The organism is ANME-2 cluster archaeon (genome assembly GCA_014237145.1).
Taxonomy (GTDB): Archaea; Halobacteriota; Methanosarcinia; order Methanosarcinales; family Methanocomedenaceae; genus Methanocomedens_A.
The window spans coordinates 1-20,358 of sequence record JAAXOC010000112.1; the positions used below are offsets into that span (position 1 = coordinate 1).

Here is a 20,358-nt window from a genome sequence, read left to right on the forward strand (position 1 = left end):
CCTGGCGCAGGCCGTTCTCCTTCCACCATATACCCACCGACACGCCCTTACCACATATCTCCCCCATACCGCCAATCCCTCAATTTACACCATCTGTATCCCACCCACTGCACCAGTCGTATCTCCTCCAGCGGCACCCCTGTCAAGCCACAATACCTGCATAACCCAATTATGTATAACCAAATTATGCATAATCTATTTATGCATAAAAGCATTATACAAACATATATGTTCATAAACAGAACCCATGAACTCGCAATCCTCAACCAGCACAGCAGATCAATAAGCTCAGGCTCAAGAATAAACATCGCACTATTCGGGCTCAGGCGCATCGGAAAAACAGAATTGCTATTGCAATTCAAAAACACCACCCATAACAAGAACATACTGATCCCCTACATAAACCTCCAGAAAATAATCCCTGATACAGAAGGATTCGTCAAAGCATACTCAAAAGAATTAATATACGAAACAATCAGGCAAAAGGAACAGGCAGACTATCCCTATGAAATGGAAGACCTGCTTCTACTCGCATCAAAACTGGGAGATATGGAAACACACCACGTAAGAACCCTCATAAGCATCCTCAAGCAGCACGAGATCGCCACAGAAGAACTCCTGGAAATAACATTTGCATTTGCACAGAAACTCGCACAAAAACACGACAAAAAGATAATATTCATACTCGACGAATTCCAGGAATTACTACATGTACACCCCCGTTTCCTCCAGATAATGCGCTCGATAACAGAAAAACAAAAGGACGTCAACTACTGGATATCAGGCTCCGTGTTCTCGGTCTTCAATGAAATGCTTAACTACAAAAACCCATTTTTCGGACAGTTCACCAGGATGACCCTGGAAAACTTTGACAGGGAAAGCACACACGAACTCATAGATTCGACACTTCCCTTCAAACTCGCCCAAAACCACAAAGACAAGATATATAAATTCACAAACGGACAGCCCTATTACACAGTCGCAGTATGCAGGAAAATATCCGAACAGTATGCAATTGACAGTTCGATCAACACACCACAGGTAAATTTCTGCATAATGAACGAAATATTCGCAGATACAGGTTCCATCAATGAACATTTCGAATACATCCTTGATGTATCCCTTGCAAAATTCAAGAACAAAGACAGGTACAAGACCATACTCTTCCTGTTATCACAAGATCCTGCAACCTTAGGAGCAATTGCAAGGCACATAAAAAAACCGACAGGAGAAATATCAAATTACCTCAAAGCCCTTCTGAGAACAGACCTTATATTCCGTGAAAGTAGCACATACCACATACGAGACCCACTATTTGCATTCTGGGTCAATAACAAATATCTGGGCCTCGGTGCAAAAATCACGTCAGTGAAAGTGGCAGAACACCTTCTGGCAAACCTGGAGGAAAAATACCAGAGAGTCTCAACCGAACTTGGAATTGCCAAAGAATATGAAATGAAATACAAACTGGAAACACTGTACAACATTGAACTTGAAAAGTACCTGAAAGATAACATCGAATTCGACCTGGTAGGCACAGATGACAACACGGCATATATTTTTGAGATCAAATGGCGAAATAAGAAAACCAGTTACAAAGATATTGACAACCTGATACAAAAGATCAGCAGCTCCGAATTCAGGACACAAAAGAAACGGGTGATATTCATATCAAAATCCGGATACACACAATCGTCGCTTGAATTTGCAGGACAGCATGAAGTAGAACTCCTTAACAGGCACATGGAAAAAGTAACGATCCAGGATAGCTAAAATATACACTGGCTCCCCGTTCACACCATATCCACGCACCCGAACCCCATAGCATTCTTCTCGCCCAGCCCGGCACCATATGCAAACCCGATAAGCTCAGGGCTCGCCTCAACCATCATCTTCATCAAACTGCACCGCCGAAAAGAGTTGCCAACCGATATCCGTTTGGGTTTAACGTCCTTAACATCCAAAACCTCAAAATGCTCATGTTCAACAGGGTGCCCGTAGAACTTCTCATACCGGGCGGCCAGGTTTGTATGCAGGTTCTCATAGAACTTTGCATCTTTCGGGTACAGGTCAACCTCGACCAGCTTACCATCACGTTTTCTCATAGTCTTGACATACACAGGCGAGAGGGTTTTGAATGTACAGGTATCCGGAAACGTGCGCTGCGGGAGTATCTCTACGCGCTCGATGATAAGATCAACCTTCTTCTTTTTACCAAGGAAAAATTCAGGTTCAAGCAGCAGTCCCTCTGTAAAACTTCGTATGAATTCAGGATCGGGCGAGGAAAGGAAAAAGTGGGCTCTTGTGAAATTCAAGCCGCCTTTAATCGGGATCCAGTCTTCGATGATCAGGTTGGAAAACGTATAGAACTTGAATCCCTGATGGCTGTGGATCGAATTTGCCAGGGTAATATTTGCTGTAGCAAGACGGGAATATAGCATAGATGCTATGCCGTACTGGTAATCATAGAACAGTGGACCACTGGAGAGTTTTCGAATGATGATTTTACTTCGCACGACAATGAAAACAACTATGATATGATTTATACTTGTGGACTCTTTTCCTTTTACCCGGCTGTTACCCCAGCACCTGCTCGATCCGCTCCAGTGCGTCCCGTATTCGCTCCTGGCTGGTAGCATAGGAAATCCTGATAAAGTCCATGCTGTTGGGTCCAAACGCACTTCCCGGCGTGGCAGCCACATGGGCCTCTGTGAGCAACTGCTCGCACACATCATCACCGTTACCGTATTCGCTTACGTCGGCAAAGGAATAGAACGCACCGCTGGGATAATTAGACTTAATACCCATATTGTTCAGCCCGTCCACCAGCAGGTCCCGCCGTGCCTTGAACTCGGCAACCATCCCTGGAATAAATGACTGGTCCCCTTTCAGGGCCTCCACACCCGCCCACTGGACAAAAGTAGTGGCACTGCTGACACTATGGCTCTGCAGCTTGGACATGGACGTGTACAGTTCATGAGAAGTAGCAAGATAACCCAGCCTCCAGCCAGTCATGGCATAAGCCTTTGAAAAACCATTGATAGTGATGGTGCGGTCTTCCATGCCGGGTAGACTGCCGATGCTGAAATGCTCTTTATCGTAGATGATCTTCTCATATATCTCGTCCGAGATCACAGTGATATCGTGGTCGATAGCAAGGTCTGCGATCTCTTTTATCGCATCCCTGGAAAAAATACCCCCTGTAGGATTGCTGGGGCTGTTCAATACAATAAGCTTGGTCTTTGGAGTGATATAACTGGCTACATCTGTGGGACAAAAATCATTTTCCGGGTCAAGTGGTGCAAACACTGTCTTCCCGCCCGCTATCTTGATGCACGGGTCATAGGATACCCAGGCCGGGTCGAACAGAATGCCCTCATCGCCCTCGTCCAGTATGGCAAGTATGGCCTCGAACACAGCCTGCTTGGCGCCCGGTGTCACGATCACATGGGCAGGCTCAATATTCAGGTTGTTCTCTTCATTCAGTTTTTCAGCAATAGCAAGGCGCAGTTCGGGAATGCCGGGAGAAGGAGAATAATGGGTGTCGCCCCGGCGCAGCGACACTTCGGCAGCATCACAGATATGCTTCGGTGTGTCAAAATCAGGTTCTCCCAGGCTGAAACTGATAACATCATGTCCCTCGCGCTTGAGATCATTGGCCAGATTCGTCATCCTGAGGGTGGCCGATTCCTCTATACTTTGCAGGCGTTTTGATACCATGGCTTCAATCTGGGATGAGATATTATTTTAATCTTTGCACCAGCTTGACGGCAGCCTCGACCGCACGTTTGGCATAGTCCACTCTCTTGTGTGCATCCAGCCTGCTCATACCAGGGCCCGATATGCCCAGGGTTACCGGTTTATCATATTCCAGTGACAGGTCTGTGATCTTCCTGGTAGCGTGCTGCACCACAATCTCATCGTGCTTGGTCTGGCCTTCGATAACGCAGCCGATCGTGACCACGGCATCGATGTTGGGGTCGGTTACCATTTTCTTTATGGCCAGCGGCATATCATATACACCCGGCACCATAATGGTCTGCTCCACTGTGGCCCCCAAAAACTCTGCATGCTCCCTGCCCAGCAGCTCCATCTGGTAGGTTATGTCCCTGTTGAACTCTGCTATCACAAATCCCAGTTTAATATCGCTCATGATAATGATCTCCGGTTATCTCCAATTCTATTTCTTATTGACATTATACTATAAATTTAAATATGTTCTACAGACCCACCTGACCAGCATCTTTATAGCCCTGCCGCTGCCCGGTACCTGCCTCACGTTCCAGATCCCGCTTTCTAAACAGCAATTTAACAACATTCAGGGCATGCTCCCGTGAGCGGTGCTCCATCAACCATGCAAGGGTTTTTTCATCCTCTGCTTCATCCTCATGCACGAACACCTCGATCACATGGGTATTGGTCATCAACTGTGCCTGGATGATACCCTGGGATGCCTCGTGAGCGCATATCTTATCCTTTGGGTCTGCCCCGGGCATACCCAGCGCCATGACAATATCGCAGCCCAGTTCTTCTATCAATTTCTTGCAGGCCACGGGCAGGTCCTTGATACCGGGTACAGTATAACGCTCGATCTTCACAGATGCATTATTGCGCAGCTCATCAATGGCTGCACCTCCCATATCATACCTGGCAAATGTAGTATCTGCAATACCTACCGTGACCATGTTTTCCTCGAACTGCTAATTTATAGTCAAGAACCTAATATTTGATAGATAACTTCGACAGAAGTTGTTTATAGATGACTTCAATAGAAATCATCGATACTAATGTCTTAACACTTTGATTTTCAGATAATTATAATTAAACCACAGAGAACACAGAGAACACAGAGAACACAGAGCTTGCATCTGATTTTACTCCCTGTGCCCTCCGTGCCCTCTGTGGTTTATTAGTTATCACTTGTTGGAATTCGCATTTTATTAGTTAATATTGTTTGGTTTTTAACTATAACAGCTATTGAATCTCTTTAACTATTATTGTCTTTATATCTTATTCAGTTCCCTGCTTGCTGCTTCCACGCCTGTGCCAATTCTGTCAACCAGCCCGTGCTTTGCCAGCACCAGTTCCAGCGTAGAGATGGTGGTGACCATATCAGTAGCAGTGAAATTACCCATACTGCCTATCCTGAATATCTTACCCTTCAGGTGTGACTGCCCGCCAGATATCTGGATACCCATGTCCAGCATCCCGCCGCGCAGTTCCTTATCAGTTATACCCTCGGGAATATTCATGGCAGTGACAGTATTGGAATAACTGTGATACTTATCGATCTTCGGGAACAGTTCAATACCAAGCGCACCCGCTGCCGCCCGTACAGCTGCTGCACCCTGTGCATGCCTGTGCTTGCGCTGCTGCATTCCTTCCTCCTTCACGATCCTAAGGGCCTCACACATGGCAGATATTAACGGCACACCTGGTGTGTATGGTGTCTGGGTGGGTGAATTGGAGCCTGATTTACGGTATGCTTTCAGGTCAAGATAATATGGCGGTTTATCCACTATGGCATCCCAGGCAGCATCACTGACTGTAATGGCAGACAGACCCGGTGGTGCAGCAATACATTTCTGGGAACCCATAAATGCCAGATCCACACCCCATTTGTCAACCTCTACCGTATCACCCCCAACTGTAGTAATAGCATCCATAATGAACAGGGCACCGTATTTGTGTGCAAGTTTAGCTACTTCTTCTACCGGGTTCTTTATGGCCGCACTGGTCTCGTTATGTACCATTGCCACGGCTTTGGCACCGTTTTCAAGGGCAGCTTCCACGGCCTCCAGATCTATAGGCGTGCCCCAGTCATACTGCAATTTTACCGCATTGCCATAGCGTTCCCCGATATCACATAACCGCTCACCGAATTTACCGTTCTCGATAGTGATTATTGTATCATCCTTCCTTATCACGTTCCCTATGGCAGCTTCCATACTGGCAGTGCCTGAACCTGATATTACGAATACTTCGTTTTTGGTCCGGAACAGTTCGGCAAGTATCTCCCGGCATTCGTCATAGATAGCGCCGAATTCCTCGCCCCTGTGACCGAACATGGGTCTGCCCATGGCTCTCTGTACCCTGGGTGCTATGGGTACCGGCCCAGGTATCATCATCAATGTATTTTCAAGTTTCATCATCTAGTCACTCGATACTGTTCAATCTGAATATGAATTGGTAGATGTTGCATATTACATGTATTGCATGTATATCTTTTTATTTTTGTGTAATGATCCCTGTCTAAAAAAGTATAGCTCGCCACCTCTTCCCCACATATTATGCACTCCAGACATATCATGTCCGAACGCCCTGATTACCCTAATCCCCGATTACCCTAATATAAGGTTAATTGGTCAACCTAACCAAATATCAGGTCAATAAGCCACTTTAACGCCTTTATGTATGCATCGATCTCACCCATTAAGTATGCCGGAAATCCAAATATCAACGGTAGCTTAGCATCCCACCATAATGGTAATGTTCCCATCATTATCAGTATGATAAAGACCATAATAAGGGCAAAAATCTGTTTAAAATTCATTTTTCCTACCAGACGTGATTAAAGTAATTTTATTTTTATGACACTTATAATTTGTCCACATGGAAAAGTACTTTCATGTTAGCTTAGAAAATGCGAACGGATTGGGTATTTTCTTGATATCTACAAAAACTATATGATAATTCACTAGCTTGTAATGGGTATGATTATTGGTTTGCTGGGTCCACAAGGAACGTATTCTGAAAAAGCTGCCAGACAGCTCAATGTGAAAGCCCGGCTCATGTTCTTCGATGATCTGGAAGATGTTATTGAATCTGTGCTTACCCGGAAGGTTGACTGTGGTGTAGTTCCCATTGAAAATTCACTGGAAGGGTCTATCGGAATTACTATGGACGCACTTAAAGAAAATGATATATACATTATTGGTGAGGTTATTGTCCCTATCAGGCACTGCCTCCTGTCAAAGGGGCACATGGAAGATATTAAGGTTATCCTGTCCCATTCCCAGGCACTGGCCCAGTGCCGTAAATTCATACGTGAACATTTTAAAAATATTAAGATGCAGACAACAGGCAGCACATCACATGCCGCAAAACTCACTTCTGAATTCCCTGAGATGGCTGCCATAGCATCCAGGGAATCTGCACAGAAATACGGTCTTGATATACTGGCAAATGATATCCAGGACTATAAAGAGAACTACACCAGGTTCGTAGTATTAGGGAATAATATTCCCGAACCCACCGGGCATGATAAAACATCCATCATCATTCACCTTGCCTATGACAGACCGGGTGCTCTGTACGATCTACTGGGTGAATTTGCCAGCCGCAACATCAACCTGACCAAAATCGAATCCAGACCTTCAAAGATGGGATTAGGTGATTATTTATTTTACATAGATATGGAAGGACACAGGTCTGATAGAAATATCAGCGTTGCACTGAATAATATCGAAAAAATTGTTGATTGGTTAAAAATTATCGGTTCATATCCATTAGGTATAAAAATACTATAAAAATACTATGAATAATTAAGAAACTATTTTAAATATAGACACTTTAATTGAAACTATGAGTTTCAGGTTGAAGTCTGCAATAAAGATTCTATGGCAAAAGATGTTCTACTTGGTCGATAATGATCTGCCTGTTATTCGGACCACCCTGGGTGATTATGTCAATACGATCGAAATACAGAAGCGTCTGGATTATGTTGTGCTCTATAATCCAAACATAGCCCGGATTGAATACCAGTCCACTGCAAACGGTACAATGGAAAATGTTCAGGAGCAGCACGACAAAAAAGGATTGGAATCCAGGCTATTTAGGAACTTCAATCGAAGAGATCCTAAACAGGGCTTGAAAATACTTCAAATATTGAACCGGAATATTTACGGGCCATTGTTCTGGAAAATGGGCAAAGGATACGGGGCATTTCGGTCCATTGATCCTGATTCCAGACAAATTACGTATGAAGTGAAAAACTGCGATGAATGTTTGGATCTTCCGAATATAGATTTGAAGGCATGTTTCTATTTTTCGGGTCTTTTGGCAGGTATATTCAGTGCGTTATTTAATCAGTCCATGGGAACATATGAATCAACCTGTGGCACCAACGGAGAAACTACCTGCAATTATGAAATCGGTAATATGCGTTCTATAAGTTTCAGGGATAACCTGGATAAATATCTTAATTTATCAATTTCAGACGAAAAACTGTACGAAGTGGAAACAGCATTATCTGAGAAAATAATGGAATCACTGAAAGCCGAAACTCCAGCAGAACCAATAGTAGGAACTAATAGTCATATTATAGGTTACCAACTAAGAATACTGAATAACCTGGAACAGAACCCTGAAATATTCTCTGAGACCTACCGCAAGGCAGGGGTCCGGTTCAGCAATCGGCTCATAGATATCTTGAAAAGCTTCTACCAGGTTGACGGTGAAGAGTTACTTACGGATGCACTTCCTAAATATTATAAAAAACAACTCCTGGCAAATATAGAATCAGTTGAGAAATTCCTGGATGGTTTCATGATAACAATTTCCGAAGCGGTTGACTGCGCTGGTGTGAAAAACCTGGATGTTAAGCCCTGTGCGTTCATGCGCGGAGAAATTGAGGGTATTGCAAATATTGCTACTGGTAAACATATCCGGTGCGATATCCATTCCTGTAAATACGATACAGGAGAACAGTTCTGCCAGTTTGAGCTTTCGTATATTGAAGAGGAAAAAGATATTCCTGACTGGTTACAAGAGATTGAAGAGCAGTAGAATGCCTGGGAACAAACCCGATATTTCATTTGTCTTGCATTCCTGAAGTCAACTGCAATAAAGAAACAGGACATCATCATGTCCAAAATTAGAGTTGACCTATAAAGAACTTGAATATTTTTCATGCACTGAAGGATTCATCATAGGTCTAACTTAAAAACCAAATATTAAGTAAATGGCGACCGTAATTGACTGTGATACTGCATGATACGCACATTCTTAGCCGTAGAACTCCCTGACCACATAAAAGAGGCTGCACACTCCATCCAGCAGGAAATGGATTTCAAGGGCCTGAAACTGGTGGACCCAGACCTCATCCACATCACCCTGAAGTTCCTTGGCGACATTCCAGAATCCCAGGCAGCTCCCATCACAGATGCTATATCTAAAATTGACTGCGCCCCGTTCACAGCCAGGGTCGCAGGTGTAGGTGTATTCCCAAAGCCATCATACATGAAGGTCATCTGGCTGGGTGCCACAGGTGAGTTCGAACACCTGCACAGCGAAGTGGAGCATGTCCTTAAAAGTTACAGGTTCAAAAAGGACCGGGGCAGGTTCACTGCACACGCCACACTGGCACGGGTCAAGAATCTTGACAACACTTCAAAAGAACAGCTTGCCAGGGTGCTGGCAGGACTGCAGGACATTGACCTGGGGGAGTTTACTGTGAATTCCATTGCGTTTAAGAAAAGCACACTTACACCGAAGGGTCCTATTTATGAGACCCTGAATGAAATACCGCTTAAATGATAGCATGAATGAAATACCGCTTAAACGATGCCATGAATAAAATTCCACTTAAACGATGCCATGAATAAAATTCCACTTAAATGATACCATGAACACAAATAATATAATAAACAAGGTCCTTGGAAAAATAAAGCCGGTGGCTGCTGAACAGCAGAGGATGCAGGAAGTGGCCAACCGTATCATATCCCTGGTGGATCGAACCGCAGCAGGTACAGGACTGAAAAACGTTTCAGGAATGCTGGTGGGCTCTGCCGCCAGAGGTACCTGGATATCAGGTGAGCACGACCTGGATATATTCATATCATTCCCAGAGGATACACCGGAACAGGACCTGAGGACAGTAGGACTCAATATCGCCAGGCAGGTGGCACTTGATGCCGGCAATAGTGAGGAGCGGTATGCAGAGCATCCTTACGTCCATGCTGTTTTCGGTAACTTCGAGGTTGACCTGGTACCCTGCTTCAGGGTGGGCAGTGCTGCGCAGATAAAATCAGCAGTTGACAGGACACCATTCCACAACATTTTCATCCTGGACAGGATAGAGGGACTGGAAGATGAAGTACTTCTGCTCAAGCAGTTCATGAAAGGAGCCGGTGTTTATGGTTCGGACCTGCGGAAAGGCGGTTTCTCGGGATACCTGGCAGAACTGCTTGTAATACATTACGGCTCGTTCACAGAAGTGCTGCAAGCAGCAGATGGCTGGAAATCCGGCATCATCATTGACATTACTGAGCACGGGAACAAGCAGCACAATGACCCGCTGGTGGTGGTGGACCCTACTGACCCGGCCAGGAATGTAGCTGCGGCACTGACACTGGACAGGTTTGCCGAATTTATTGACATGGCACGGCAGTACCTTGATTCCCCTGCAATTGAACAGTTCTTACATAATCCGCCGGCTCCATTAAGTGACATGGAATTTGAGAAAATCACGGCCAGACGCGGGACTGATCTGCTGGCAGTGGTATTTGACAAACCCGATGTAGTGGATGATGTACTATATCCCCAGTTGTTCATGCTGCACAACAGTATTACGGACCTGCTGTCCCGGAATGGATTTACTGTCTTGAATGGTGATGTTTGGGCTGGTGATGGTGAGGCAGCCGTGGTGCTGGAGATGGAAGTGTCCTGTCTGCCCCCCGCTAAGAAACATGCAGGTCCGCCTGTTTGGGAGCGGTCCCATGCAGGGAAATTCAAGCAGAAATACCTGCAGAACAAAGGGCTCTCAAAAGTCTATATCGAGAACGGCAGGTATGTAGTGGATGTACCAAGACCATATACTGACCCGGTAGAACTTATCAAAAGCGAACTTCTTAACTGCAGGTTGGGTAAGCACGTGGGTGCATGTATCAAGACTGGTTTTGAAGTACGAAAAGACAAGGGACTTCAGGAAATAGATAATGTAGATTTTAGGATTTTTTTAAAAAAATTCTTTAAACTTTGAGTGTGAAAAAATAAGAATGACCCGGCTGGACCAGGTCATAATTCTTTAACTTACTGTCCCTGAAAACGGCTGAACACCTGATACACTGTACCCATACACTCCAATTGTTCAATGCCGTCATTGTCAGCGTAAATACAGATCTATCCCCAGGTATATCAAAGGTATGTGATCCATAACTCGATCCAATTGCTTCTGGTGGTTCTGGCAACCATTCTTCATAATCCACGCTGCTTTAGAAGCTGCCGCTGGCAGAAGCATTAAGAACAAAGATGTACTCCTCCTGAACGGGTTTTCCAGATTCACCCACGTTTGTCACAGTAAAGATTTGGTTCGCAATAGCACCCTCTGACATTACCACAGGACTCATCCATCTAGCGGGTTGTACTGCAAGTGAATGAAGTTGTGTATTCATGGTGAAATGTATATTCTTGATCGTAGAATCAAACACGAATGAATCCACCATTAACATCCATCTCCCTGATATTGGATTTGTAGTTGAGACCGTTCCTTTGGTCATACTTTCCCCGCCAAAATCATCATCCACTAACCCGCCTTCGGGATTGTAAAGATACAGGTACATCTCGCAAGGGATTTTATTAAATGAAATTGTGGATGTTATTCCCGGCAAATCTTCAGGTACTTCGAAGTAATAATAATTGGTGCCACTGTTGAACAATTCTGATGATTTAAGATGGATCGCATCACTGAACTGAGAACTACCACCCACAAAGGTCAGTGGCGCATCTATAAGAATAGGAACGCCGGCAGTTTGACCATTGCTACTGGCCACTATTCTACCGGAATGGATTCCAGACGACAATCCGGCAGGCATTCCTATCTCAATCTTTACTTTTTTGGTCTGTCCTTTCTTTATTTTGATGGTTTCCTTTCTAAATCTGACATCCACGTCACCAGTGGCACTGAGACAGACGTTCATAGTTTCAGTCCCGCTGTTTGAAATCTCCAGAACTTCTTTGCTGTATTCACCGGGCCGGGTCACATAGGAAAAACTGGCTGGCGATATTTTAAGGGTCTGCTCAACTGCAGATATTGCATCGATCCTCCCTGCACCCTGGGTAATGGGATCATAGCCAACATCCACACCAGTATTCATTAATTGTTGTTTGATCTGGTCCGGCGTCCAGTCTGGATGTGCCTGTAACATCAAAGCGGCTACTCCTGATACATGTGGCGCTGCCATGGAAGTACCTGAATATGCCATATAGTATTCACCCACAGCATAATCACTGAAGTACAGATCAAGTATAGAACCGGGTGCTTTTGCTGAAACAATACCCAGAACTGCAGGATCTGAATAGATGAACGCAGCACCTCCGGGCGCAACTACTTCGGGCTTGATGCGGTGGTCCCAGGTAGGTCCCACTGAACTGTAGAGAGCTATGCCATCCTGTTTTGTGGTTGCTCCCACTGCAATTACCTTCTCACCGGTGGCAGGTGAAGCGATAAGGAATGCTCCTCCAGAGTTTCCGGCCGAAGCGATCACCACCACACCAGCATCCACTGCAGCGTTGGCGGTCATGGCCACCGGGTCAGTGCCGTCAGGAGGCCATAAACTTGCTCCCAGGCTCATGGAAATGATATCTGCACCATTATCTACAGCGTATTCAATCCCTGACATGACAGATGAAGCGTTACCCACACCATTATTATCCATCACTTTGACGTTCATAAGAAAAGCCTGTGGTGCCACGCCTATATAATAATCACCGGAAGCGGCTCCACTTCCTGCTATGATACCTGCGACATGTGTCCCGTGCCCGAATCCATCTTGTGGTGATTCTTCGGCTATGAATGAAAACTGGTCCACTATTTTATTCTTGAGGTCAGGATGGTCCGAATCGATACCGGTATCTATGACTGCTACAGTAATTCCAGATCCGTTATAACTTGACCTGAGGGTATCTGCTCCAATTAACGGAACACTTTCATGAAGATATACATTAACCTTGAAATCATGATAGATCTTATAAACATCCGGATACTTGGCAATCTCTTTTACCTTCTTGGCTTTTACAGTGGCAGAATATGCCTTGGCCAGCTTATGATATTTTATGTTCTTACCATCAGCTTTCTTTATTGTCTTTTCGACGTCACTCTTGCCTTTAGTCTCATCGATTACAACAATTATGTCTAATTCGTCATTATCCCCTTTTTCTATTAGATCCAAGAGTTCGGAATGGATATTTGAGTTCTGAAATCCATTGACAGCATGATGTCTGTACTTGCTTTTTGTCTCTGATATTGATTCTTTTACACCCATAACAGTAGGGGTGAAGATACTTAGAATCATAAGCATGCAAATGAGCCAGCATAGTTTAGATTTAAATCCCATTTCTTGATAACACCCCATCAAATTTAACTTAATATAATTAAATTCACTGAGGTTGTCATAATATTTAACATTGCTTGCTCGATTTATATATATATATATAATATAAATTAAGAATGACTTGAACATTGATTTCGAAGCTTTTCGGCTCAATATTATTACTTTTACTAATGATGATTTTAGAAATCTCATCAGAAAATGCATAGATATAAAGAGACAAGAAACTGCTGACTTCGTTCGCAGTTAGTTGAGCAAATAGAGTATAACCCTATATACTATTATAAAATCCTGTATGATCGGTGCAGTTCCTTTATTTGCTGAACCACTTCAATCGTAGTGTTAGATGGTATGCCTGCTTTCAGATCCACTCTATTGATCAATGTCTCGAATATTGAATTTACTGAACTGCTCAGTGCCCGTTGATCATACCCCCCCTCCAGCGCCAGTACCAGCTTCCCACCGCACAGTTCATCTGCCAGTGAGCGCACCACCCCCGTCATCTGTCCAAATCCTTCTGATGTCAGGTTCATACCTGCCAGCGGGTCATCCCTGTGTCCGTCCTGTCCTGCGCTGACAAGAATGATATCAGGCTTGAATTTGCGGGCTGCTGGTGCCAGTATCGCATTAAATACGTACAGGTAATCCGAATCTCCTGCACCTGATCGCAGCGGCACGTTAATATTATATCCACTACCATCTCCCGCACCAGTTTCGTCCACACTGCCCGTGCCTGGATAATGAGGGGATTGATGGATGGAAAAATACATCACCGAGCTGTCCTCATAAAAAGCTTCCTGTGTACCGTTGCCGTGGTGGACATCCCAGTCAACGATAAGCACTTTTTCCAATCCCTTCTTTTGTGCATGCCGGGCCGCTATGGCTATATTGTTGAACAGGCAAAAACCCATACTCCTGTCCGGCTCGGCATGATGTCCGGGCGGGCGTACCAGTGCGAATACGCTGTCCATCCCGTCCATCACTGCATCAACTGCTAAGATCACTCCACCGGCAGCCAACAACGCAATCTCAAACGAGCGGCTGCAGGTGGGTGTGTCCGGGTCGAGCTGCATCAAACTTGCTGAAAAATCCCTGACTGTCCGGATAAGGTCATGGGTATGGATATAATGGATCTGGTCCGCTCTGGCAGGTACGGGTTCGATCAGGATGAGCCTGTTGAAATAAGGACTTTCCTTCAAGCCATCCATTATAGCAGTTAAGCGACCACCATTCTCAGGATGGAGGCCAGTGTCATGCTTCAAGTAGTCATCGTGATATACATAGCCTGTCTGCATAAAAATAAAAGGCACAGGTTACAATATAAGATTTTTGTAATTAGTTACAATATAAGATTTTTGTAATTAGAGTCTTGTAAGATCGATAAAACCCGCAAGGTTGACTATTCCAATGGCAGCTATAACGTCACCGTCTTTATCACTGATAGGTGAAACCACTACAGGAACATCCTTATACGGCCCCTCTTCGGCATAGCCATGAATGGTCTTTTTCTGTTCTATTGCCATTTCCAGATACTTGCCAGTGTAATTATAATCAATGACCTGGTTGTTCTCGATCCTTATACCATTCTTATTCTTACTCTTTACTGTTACTGGAAGACCAACAGCTGAATAGATGGCCATTGCTATCGGTTCTAAGTCTACAGATGTTGAATCTTTGTTTATGGCAATTCCTTCCATTATTACACCATTTGAGGAATATGATATAATATATTTAAATGCTCCGAAAATGTGCTGAAGATCAAGCCAGGTTTATGTCGCAGCCAGCTCCCTGTCCGATACCTTCATCCACACGCACATGCAGGTTCGTGATATTATCTGCAAAACCGTTATTCCTGATAGCACTAGAAATCTCATTAAGGAAATACGTGCACAGGTCTTCTGCACTTACCGACAGTATGGGTAGTAACTTGACATCATCTGAGGGCAGCACATAATGTTTGCAGCTTTTAATGAGTTCCACTGTATAATAACCCTCATCTTCTGTTATTTTCAATCTGGGATCATCCCTGGCCAACAATATCCTGTGGTCCAGCCGGTCGCATACCCCCATAACAATCCTTTTCACATCCTCAAAATCAATGATGAACTGACCTGACTGACTGCCCTCGATACGTACGCTGACAGCATAAGTATGACCGTGCAGCCTGCCGCATTTTGGATGGTCAGGTATTAAATGGCAGGCTGAGAACCGTAGTTTTGCATGCCAGCCATCAAGTTCTATGAACAACTTTTATTCACCTGGGTGAGGTTTAAGGCAGTCCATAACAATAAACCCTTGTATGGCCAGGAACCAGAAGGATTATTTCTACTATAAAGCAAAGGATGACGGATATCGTTCCCGGGCTGCTTACAAGCTGCAGCAGATCAATAAGAAGCACAACGTTATAATACCAGGTGCATCGGTAGTGGACCTGGGTGCTGCCCCGGGTGGCTGGCTGCAGATGGCAAAAGAACTTTCAGGCGGACGAGTACTTGGTGTTGACCTGCAGAAAATAGCACCTATTGAGGGAGTGGATACCTTTAAAGGGGATCTAACTTCTGACAGGACACTGAAAAAAATCGAGGGGATCATTGGCGAACACGGGGCAGATGCCATAATTTGCGATGCAGCGCCTAACCTGACCGGCAACTGGAGTCTCGACCACGGCCGTTCCATTGACCTGAGCGAGGCTGCACTTGGTGTGGCAAAACGGCTGCTAATGCCGGGAGGTCATTTTGTTGTCAAGGTTTTCCAGGGTGATATGTTCAAAGAGTTCCTTGATGAAGTAAAGGAAAACTTTGTATATGTACGCTCGTATACGCCTAGAGCTTCCAGAAAGCAGAGTGCTGAGATATATGTAATAGGCAAGAAGTTCATATCCACTGATATTAAGGCCGGTAATGAATACGACGTGGAGATCCGTGAGATTGGAGAACAGGGTGACGGGATTGCCAAGGTCGGGGACTTTGTTGTTTTTGTTAAACATGCTATGGTTGGGCAGACGATGCGTGTCCGGATAAGGGAAGTGCATCCGAATTTCGCTTTTGCTGATATTATCGAATGATAATATCAGCAATACATGCATCCAATCAGTTTAAAAAACGTTTCCAGTATCCACTTCAAAAAGTATGGTCAAATGCAAGATTAATGTAGACACTGATTACACTGATTTTCACAACCACTATCAATCTGTGTAATCAGTGTAATCTGTGTCTCAAAATTCCGGGCACTATGATCAATTACCATTTAATTTGAAGGAGATACATATCTTTGCTAATTAGCTCAATTGTACTTAAATCCAAAATAACATAAGTTACCTGCACAATATAATGTCCAGATGCGAGTTACCAAGCGAAACCTGAAAGGCAGGGAAGGCCAGATAGCCCTGACACCCGAGACCCTGGACGACCTGTGGCACCTGAAATATATCATTGAGCCAGGCGACCTTGTGTTTGCACTGACCAGGCGGCGGGTGGAAGGTGCCACTGATAAACTGCGGCCAGAGAAGATGGAGAAAAAACCCATGCGCCTGGGGGTGCGTATCGATAAGATAGAGTTCCATAAATTCGCCAACAGGCTGAGGCTGCACGGCCTGATCGAGAGCGGGCAGGATACCGGTGCTTACCATACCCTAAATATCGAAGAGGGGACCAACCTGTCTGTGATCAAGACCTGGAAGAGCGACCAGCTCCAGCGCATAAAGGAAGCAGAAGCTGCGGCCCGGCGGCCCAGGGTGGTCATACTGACCATAGAGGAGGGCGAGGCATCCATCGGACTGGTGCGCCAGTTCGGTGTGGAAGATTATTCAACTGTCAAGATGGGGTCAGGCAAAGGTGAATCAAGCAGCAGGGAAGAGTTCTTCTCACAGGTAACAGCCCAACTGGCTCAGGGGGCTGGCGGGACCGAAGTAGTGATAGTGGCCGGGCCCGGGTTCACCAAGGATGATTACATGAAGTTCCTTAAGGAGAAAAAACCCGAACTTGCCGGACGTGCCAGGACAGAGGATACTATTACTATAGGGGTTTCAGGTTATCAGGAAGTGCTTCGAAGGGGAGCGGTGGACAGGATAGTTGAGGAATCACGCCTGTCCAGGGAAGCAATTCTTTTAGAAGAACTGATGGCCAGGATAGCTACCGAAGGGGCGGCAGTATACGGCTGGGATGAAGTGCACAGGGCCCGTGATATGGGTGCGATCGAGACACTGCTTATTGCCGATGAACTGCTCAGGGAAGGACGTGAGAAAGGTGAGAACATTGATGCGTTCCTGCTGAACATAGAACACAGCCGGGGTGAAGTGGTCGTGTTCAGTACCGAGTTCGAGCCCGGTCACAGGCTGCACGGTCTGGGCGGGATTGCTGCGCTGTTGAGGTTCAAGCTGGAGTACTGACCATGCCAGAACCTGGAAAAGCCGTAACAGATGTCAGGTATCTTTTAGACAGGGGTTATCCAGGGAAGGGAGCCATTACGTTTGTTTGCAATCACTACTGTCTGGATATCAAATGGCGGTATGTTTTTACAAGGGTGGTATTCGACAAGGACACAATAAAAAGCCGCAGGAAAAAGACGGTAAAGTGTGAAGACCTGAAAGGAGAGGTGGTACTTGTTGACGGTTACAATGTGCTGATAGGGGTGGAATCTGCGCTTAAGGGTGAGCCGGTCTATCTGTGTGATGACGGGTTTTTAAGGGATATCAGGGGTGTGTTCAGGAATTACCGGTGCTCAGGACTGACAGAAAGGGCAATGGACGAGATATTGGGGGTATTTACAGGTTTTGCTCCTTTTCGGGTGGAATTTTTATTCGACAACCAGATAAGTAAGAGCGGGGAGATGGCACAGTGGGTGGAGACAAAGTTGAAGTATGTGGGGCTTGAAGGGGGTGCCAGAACATCGAAACATGTGGATCATGACCTGAAGCAAAGTAACGGGATCATTGCTACGGCAGATGGTAGTATTATTGATAAGGTGGCAAAGGCAGTGAATATCCAGGCGTGCGTGCTGGAACAGTTAAATCTCAGTCCGGTCATTATTGAGGGGGTTTTCAGGTGAAGCGTGTCGGTATTGCAGTGACCGACCCTGGGGACTGGACTGCTATTGCATTGAATGATGCACTTGTAAAAGCCAGCGCCAGGCCTGTTGTCTTCAGGCTCCACGACGTAACTACAAGTATAAAGGAACACAACAGGCTTTATGCAGGAAACACTGACCTGGGATCCCTGGATGCGGTGATTGTGAGGGATGTTGGCGGTGCAGGTGGTGTGGGTGTGGGTGGTAGTGATGTGGGCAGTGATGTTGGTATAGGTGGTGGTAGTGCTGGTGCGGGTGGTGATGCTGGCAGTAGTGATGGGGTAGGTGATGGTGGCGGTAGTGTTGGAGTAGGTGATGGTGGCAGTGGCGGTTCAGAGGATATGCCGTATAGACTGGATGTGCTGTGCAACCTGGAGAGGTCGGGACTTAAGGTGGTAAATCCGCCAGAGGCTATTCGTATGGCTGCCAATAAGCACATGTGTTCATACCTTTTCAGGGAGCACGGGCTGCCCACCCCAGATACTATACTAACCACCGACCTGGATACAGCCCTTAATGCGATCAGGGATTGGGGTAGGGCTGTAGTGAAGCCCATTTTCGGGTTCAAGGGAATGGATATCCACTGCGTGGTTGATGATGAACACTCTGTGAAGCTGCTGAGCTCTGTCATTGACAGCAGGGGTGTGCTGTACCTGCAGCGTTTTATTTCCAATCCAGGCAGGGATATCAGGGTTTTTGTGGTGGACAGAGATGTACCTGCTGCTATCTACAGGCTGGCACCTCCTGGTTCGTGGATAAACAATCTGTCCAGGGGCGGTTCACACAAAATATGTGAAGTAACGGGTGAGATCGCAGGTCTGGCAGTGGAGGCTGCCGGGGCCGTGGGTGCGGTATATGCGGGGGTGGACCTTATCGAAGGTGAGGATGGACTGCAAATACTTGAGGTGAACGGCACGCCTTCGGGCAGGGGCATATATGAGGCTTGTGGGGTGAATGTGGCACAGGATATCGTAAAATGTGTACTGGATATGGTATGATGGGTAGTGTTATATTGTTTTACTGCCATCACATTATTTTCAACAGCATAGGGTGATTTGATGAATAAGGGTGAAGAACTGTATTCTGGAAAGGCTAAGACTGTTTACCGGACAGAGGATCCTGATGCGCTTATTGTGGTGTTCAGGGACAGCCTCACAGCGTTCGATGGGGAAAAGAAAGCTGAAGTTTCTAAAAAAGGATATTATAATGCGCAGATATCTAAAAAGTTGTTCGAACTCCTGGAAAAGAACGGCATCGAGACCCATTATAGGGAGATGGTGACCGATAACGAGATGCTAGTGGATAATATAAAGATAATCCTGGTGGAAGTCATTGTTCGAAACATCACAGCAGGTTCCATTACTAAGAAGTATCCCTTTGATGTGGGGCAGCCGTTGGAGCCGCCGGTCGTTGTAATGGATTACAAGGATGATGCCCGCCATGACCCCATGCTGAATGAGGATATTGCGGAGGCGCTGGGTCTTGCCACAAAAGAGGAACTGGCAGATGTCAAAAAGACTGCATTGAAGATAAATGAGATCCTCAAGTCATACCTGGATGGGAAGGGACTTCTGCTGCCGGATTTCAAGCTTGAGTTCGGGCGCAGGGGTGATGAGATCATTCTGGGTGACGAGATATCGTGTGATACTTGCAGGTTCTGGGATAAAGAGACCGGGGATTCACTTGACAAGGATGTGTTCAGGTTCGATAAGGGCGACCTGGTGGCGGCGTATATGGAAGTTGCGCACAGGATCGTGCCTGAGATATTTGAGTAGGATTTTACAATAAGTGCTGGTTTTAATTCCACGCTTATTTTTTTTAGGTGATGTTTTTTAGTCTGTGTATTTACAGATATCTGTGAATGTAAAAGTTTATGTGTCCAAATATGTTACAATATAAGCAATTATGGTGATCTCATGGCCACAATCACAGTATCAATGCCTGACCATGTGAAAAATGAAATTGG

20 protein-coding genes are annotated in these 20,358 nt (G+C 45.5%); 10 read left to right on the forward strand and 10 right to left on the reverse strand.

Going from position 1 to position 20,358, the window contains the following annotated elements; all coding sequences use genetic code 11:
- Positions 1–228 precede the first annotated feature (228 nt).
- Positions 229–1,773, forward strand: a complete 1,545-nt coding sequence (locus HF974_15495) for an ArsR family transcriptional regulator (GenBank protein MBC2699699.1) — start codon at positions 229–231, stop codon at positions 1,771–1,773.
- 20 nt (positions 1,774–1,793) lie between these two features.
- Here HF974_15495 and cas6 read toward each other — a convergent pair whose 3' ends face one another.
- The 6 genes from cas6 to HF974_15525 all read right to left on the reverse strand — a co-directional run bounded on the left by cas6 (position 1,794) and on the right by HF974_15525 (position 6,553).
- A complete protein-coding gene (cas6, locus tag HF974_15500) occupies positions 1,794–2,516 on the reverse strand; it encodes a CRISPR-associated endoribonuclease Cas6 (protein ID MBC2699700.1) in 723 nt (240 codons plus the stop codon).
- Between the two features lie 61 nt (positions 2,517–2,577).
- Positions 2,578–3,720: a pyridoxal phosphate-dependent aminotransferase gene (locus HF974_15505; protein MBC2699701.1), complete on the reverse strand. Its 1,143-nt coding sequence runs from the start codon at positions 3,718–3,720 to the stop codon at positions 2,578–2,580.
- A 22-nt stretch (positions 3,721–3,742) separates the two neighbouring features.
- Positions 3,743–4,153: a 6,7-dimethyl-8-ribityllumazine synthase gene (locus tag HF974_15510; protein ID MBC2699702.1), complete on the reverse strand. Its 411-nt coding sequence runs from the start codon at positions 4,151–4,153 to the stop codon at positions 3,743–3,745.
- Between the two features lie 67 nt (positions 4,154–4,220).
- On the reverse strand, positions 4,221–4,685 hold the full coding sequence (locus HF974_15515; GenBank protein MBC2699703.1) for a riboflavin synthase: 465 nt from the start codon (positions 4,683–4,685) through the stop codon (positions 4,221–4,223).
- A 318-nt stretch (positions 4,686–5,003) separates the two neighbouring features.
- Positions 5,004–6,149, reverse strand: a complete 1,146-nt coding sequence (locus HF974_15520) for an alanine--glyoxylate aminotransferase family protein (GenBank protein MBC2699704.1) — start codon at positions 6,147–6,149, stop codon at positions 5,004–5,006.
- 221 nt (positions 6,150–6,370) lie between these two features.
- Positions 6,371–6,553, reverse strand: coding sequence for a hypothetical protein (locus HF974_15525; GenBank protein MBC2699705.1), 183 nt, complete (start codon positions 6,551–6,553; stop codon positions 6,371–6,373).
- A 160-nt stretch (positions 6,554–6,713) separates the two neighbouring features.
- Between HF974_15525 and pheA the strand changes: the two genes are divergently transcribed.
- The 4 genes from pheA to HF974_15545 all read left to right on the forward strand — a co-directional run bounded on the left by pheA (position 6,714) and on the right by HF974_15545 (position 10,981).
- Positions 6,714–7,529, forward strand: coding sequence for a prephenate dehydratase (gene pheA, locus HF974_15530; protein MBC2699706.1), 816 nt, complete (start codon positions 6,714–6,716; stop codon positions 7,527–7,529).
- Positions 7,530–7,584: 55 nt separating this feature from the next.
- Positions 7,585–8,787, forward strand: a complete 1,203-nt coding sequence (locus HF974_15535) for a hypothetical protein (protein ID MBC2699707.1) — start codon at positions 7,585–7,587, stop codon at positions 8,785–8,787.
- A 204-nt stretch (positions 8,788–8,991) separates the two neighbouring features.
- Positions 8,992–9,537: an RNA 2',3'-cyclic phosphodiesterase gene (gene thpR, locus HF974_15540; GenBank protein MBC2699708.1), complete on the forward strand. Its 546-nt coding sequence runs from the start codon at positions 8,992–8,994 to the stop codon at positions 9,535–9,537.
- A gap of 88 nt (positions 9,538–9,625) precedes the next feature.
- A complete protein-coding gene (locus HF974_15545; GenBank protein ID MBC2699709.1) occupies positions 9,626–10,981 on the forward strand; it encodes a CCA tRNA nucleotidyltransferase in 1,356 nt (451 codons plus the stop codon).
- 232 nt (positions 10,982–11,213) lie between these two features.
- On the opposite strand, the gene HF974_15550 is transcribed toward HF974_15545, so the two are convergent.
- The 4 genes from HF974_15550 to HF974_15565 all read right to left on the reverse strand — a co-directional run bounded on the left by HF974_15550 (position 11,214) and on the right by HF974_15565 (position 15,575).
- Entirely contained in the window at positions 11,214–13,298 is a 2,085-nt protein-coding gene (locus tag HF974_15550) for a S8 family peptidase (protein ID MBC2699710.1), read from the reverse strand.
- A gap of 311 nt (positions 13,299–13,609) precedes the next feature.
- Positions 13,610–14,623, reverse strand: a complete 1,014-nt coding sequence (locus HF974_15555) for a histone deacetylase (protein ID MBC2699711.1) — start codon at positions 14,621–14,623, stop codon at positions 13,610–13,612.
- A gap of 66 nt (positions 14,624–14,689) precedes the next feature.
- Positions 14,690–15,025 carry a DUF2111 domain-containing protein gene (locus tag HF974_15560; GenBank protein MBC2699712.1) on the reverse strand — a complete coding sequence of 112 codons (336 nt, stop codon included), beginning with the start codon at positions 15,023–15,025 and terminating at the stop codon, positions 14,690–14,692.
- Between the two features lie 61 nt (positions 15,026–15,086).
- Positions 15,087–15,575: a 6-pyruvoyl tetrahydropterin synthase family protein gene (locus HF974_15565; protein MBC2699713.1), complete on the reverse strand. Its 489-nt coding sequence runs from the start codon at positions 15,573–15,575 to the stop codon at positions 15,087–15,089.
- Between the two features lie 52 nt (positions 15,576–15,627).
- Between HF974_15565 and HF974_15570 the strand changes: the two genes are divergently transcribed.
- The 5 genes from HF974_15570 (at position 15,628) to HF974_15590 (ending at position 20,167) form a co-directional block, all read left to right on the forward strand.
- Positions 15,628–16,392, forward strand: a complete 765-nt coding sequence (locus tag HF974_15570) for a TRAM domain-containing protein (GenBank protein MBC2699714.1) — start codon at positions 15,628–15,630, stop codon at positions 16,390–16,392.
- Between the two features lie 273 nt (positions 16,393–16,665).
- Positions 16,666–17,715, forward strand: coding sequence for an mRNA surveillance protein pelota (locus tag HF974_15575; protein MBC2699715.1), 1,050 nt, complete (start codon positions 16,666–16,668; stop codon positions 17,713–17,715).
- A gap of 2 nt (positions 17,716–17,717) precedes the next feature.
- Positions 17,718–18,374: a DUF434 domain-containing protein gene (locus tag HF974_15580; protein ID MBC2699716.1), complete on the forward strand. Its 657-nt coding sequence runs from the start codon at positions 17,718–17,720 to the stop codon at positions 18,372–18,374.
- Entirely contained in the window at positions 18,371–19,390 is a 1,020-nt protein-coding gene (locus HF974_15585; protein MBC2699717.1) for a RimK family alpha-L-glutamate ligase, read from the forward strand. The genes HF974_15580 and HF974_15585 overlap by 4 nt, the downstream gene beginning before the upstream one ends.
- A gap of 60 nt (positions 19,391–19,450) precedes the next feature.
- Complete coding sequence (locus HF974_15590) at positions 19,451–20,167, forward strand: phosphoribosylaminoimidazolesuccinocarboxamide synthase (protein MBC2699718.1); 717 nt, start codon at positions 19,451–19,453, stop codon at positions 20,165–20,167.
- Positions 20,168–20,358 lie beyond the last annotated feature (191 nt).

Coding starts and splice junctions, on each gene's coding strand:
- HF974_15495 (MBC2699699.1), top strand. CDS start 229: ATGTTCATAAACAGAACCCATGAACTCGCAATCCTCAACCAGCACAGC.
- HF974_15505 (MBC2699701.1), bottom strand. CDS start 3,720: ATGGTATCAAAACGCCTGCAAAGTATAGAGGAATCGGCCACCCTCAGG.
- HF974_15510 (MBC2699702.1), bottom strand. CDS start 4,153: ATGAGCGATATTAAACTGGGATTTGTGATAGCAGAGTTCAACAGGGAC.
- HF974_15515 (MBC2699703.1), bottom strand. CDS start 4,685: ATGGTCACGGTAGGTATTGCAGATACTACATTTGCCAGGTATGATATG.
- HF974_15520 (MBC2699704.1), bottom strand. CDS start 6,149: ATGAAACTTGAAAATACATTGATGATGATACCTGGGCCGGTACCCATA.
- HF974_15525 (MBC2699705.1), bottom strand. CDS start 6,553: ATGAATTTTAAACAGATTTTTGCCCTTATTATGGTCTTTATCATACTG.
- pheA (MBC2699706.1), top strand. CDS start 6,714: ATGATTATTGGTTTGCTGGGTCCACAAGGAACGTATTCTGAAAAAGCT.
- HF974_15535 (MBC2699707.1), top strand. CDS start 7,585: ATGAGTTTCAGGTTGAAGTCTGCAATAAAGATTCTATGGCAAAAGATG.
- thpR (MBC2699708.1), top strand. CDS start 8,992: ATGATACGCACATTCTTAGCCGTAGAACTCCCTGACCACATAAAAGAG.
- HF974_15545 (MBC2699709.1), top strand. CDS start 9,626: ATGAACACAAATAATATAATAAACAAGGTCCTTGGAAAAATAAAGCCG.
- HF974_15550 (MBC2699710.1), bottom strand. CDS start 13,298: ATGCTTATGATTCTAAGTATCTTCACCCCTACTGTTATGGGTGTAAAA.
- HF974_15555 (MBC2699711.1), bottom strand. CDS start 14,623: ATGCAGACAGGCTATGTATATCACGATGACTACTTGAAGCATGACACT.
- HF974_15560 (MBC2699712.1), bottom strand. CDS start 15,025: ATGGAAGGAATTGCCATAAACAAAGATTCAACATCTGTAGACTTAGAA.
- HF974_15570 (MBC2699714.1), top strand. CDS start 15,628: ATGGCCAGGAACCAGAAGGATTATTTCTACTATAAAGCAAAGGATGAC.
- HF974_15575 (MBC2699715.1), top strand. CDS start 16,666: ATGCGAGTTACCAAGCGAAACCTGAAAGGCAGGGAAGGCCAGATAGCC.
- HF974_15580 (MBC2699716.1), top strand. CDS start 17,718: ATGCCAGAACCTGGAAAAGCCGTAACAGATGTCAGGTATCTTTTAGAC.
- HF974_15590 (MBC2699718.1), top strand. CDS start 19,451: ATGAATAAGGGTGAAGAACTGTATTCTGGAAAGGCTAAGACTGTTTAC.